This window comes from Streptomyces sp. NPDC055078, assembly GCF_053607985.1.
Map to the genome: position 1 here is coordinate 1 of NZ_JBSGUP010001054.1, position 1,693 is coordinate 1,693.

Genomic DNA, 1,693 nt, shown 5'->3' on the forward strand with positions numbered 1-1,693 from the left:
CGCCGCGCTGCCTCCGGTGCTGGCGCTCCTGCTCGTCCTCACGGCCGTGCCCGGACGCCTCGGCATCGTGCTGGCGGCCTCGGTGGCGAGTGCTCCGCTGTCCGCGCGGGTCATCCACGCCGCCGCGGCGCCGGTCCTGCGGCGTCCGCACGTCGAACTCGCGATCGCCCGCGGCGAACGCTGGCCCTGGCTGCTGCGCCACGAGGTGCTGCCGCTGGTCTCCTCGACGGTGGTCGCCGACATCGGGCTGCGCTTCGTCCTCGCCCTGTATCTGGTCACGGCCGCCGGGTTCCTCGGTGTCGGGGTCGCCGGGTCCGACTGGGGCACGCTCGTGGTCGAGGCGCTGCCCGGAGCGAGTCTGCAACCGGTGGCCCTGCTGGCCCCTCTTCTGCTCATCGCCGTCCTCGCGGTGAGCGTCAATCTGCTGTCGGACACCATGACGCGCCGGAAACGGGTGGGCCCACGATGACCGAGCCGACGAAGACCGCCGAGCCGTTGATCCGTATCGCCGGACTGGAACTGCACTCGTCCGAAGGACCGGTCCTGGACCGGGTGTCCCTCACCGTCGCCCCCGGGGAGTGTGTCGCCGTGGTCGGCGCGTCCGGGTCGGGCAAGACCACGCTCGCGCTCGCGGTGCTCGGCCAGCTGCGGCCGGGCATCGCGCTGCGGGCCGGGCGGGTGAGTGTGGCAGGACACTCCGCCCTCCCCCGGCCGTCCCCGGAGCTGCGCGGGCGGATCGCCGCCTATGTGGGGCAGGACCCGGGCACCACGCTCAATCCGTACCGGCGCCTGGGCACGACCCTGCGGACCGCCCTCGGCTCCGACGACGGTCCGGCGGCCGACACACTGCTCCAGCGGGTCGGACTGCCGCCCGCGCTCGGCGAACGGCGCCCGGCCGAACTCTCCGGCGGCCAGCAGCAGCGCGGGGCACTGGCCGTCGCCCTGGCCCGGACGCCCCGGCTGCTCGTACTCGACGAACCCACCTCGGCGCTGGACGCCACCGCCAGGGAGGAGGTCCGGGCGGAACTCGGGCGGCTGAGGTCGTCGGGGGCCGGACTGCTGTGGATCACCCATGACCTCGGCTCCGTGGACGGTCTTGTCGACCGGATCGTCGTCCTGGACGAGGGACGGATCGTGGAGGACGGCCCGGCGGAGGGGGTGACCGGCACGCCGCGCTCCCCGGCCGCGCAACGGCTCGTCGCTGCGGCCCGGTTCGACGCGGACCGCCCGCGCGGCGCCGTGGCGGAGGAGGCGCCCGTCCTGACGGCCGGCGGCCTGCGGGTGGCCCTCGGCTCCCGGCCCGTGCTCGGCGGGGTCGACCTCGCCCTGCACCCGGGGCGCTGTCTGGCCGTCACCGGGGTCTCCGGCTCCGGCAAGAGCACCCTCGCCCGCGCTCTCGCCGGACTGCACCCGCCCGACGCGGGCACCGTGCTGCTCGACTGCCGTCCGCTCCACGCCCTCGCCCGCAAGCGGCCGACCGCCGACCGGGCCGCGGTCCAACTCGTACCGCAGAGCCCGGCGGAGACACTGCATCCGGCGCAGAGCATCCACACGGCCCTGTCCCGGCCGCTGCGGGTGCTGCGGGGCATGCGGGACCCCGAGCAGATCGACGACGAGACGGCCCGTCTGCTGTCCCTGGTCCGGCTCTCGCCGGACCATCTGCGGCGGCTGCCCGGCGAACTCTCCGGCGGCC

The 1,693-nt window shown here is 75.6% G+C and carries 2 protein-coding genes; both read left to right on the top strand.

Annotation, left to right across the window (positions count from 1 at the left end):
- Positions 1 to 469: ABC transporter permease subunit (locus ACWF94_RS40060; RefSeq protein WP_453500156.1), on the top strand; the 469-nt coding region annotated here is incomplete at its 5' end.
- Positions 466 to 1,693 (top strand): ABC transporter ATP-binding protein (locus ACWF94_RS40065; protein ID WP_453500158.1); only part of this gene is annotated, 1,228 nt, incomplete at its 3' end. The genes ACWF94_RS40060 and ACWF94_RS40065, both read left to right, overlap by 4 nt.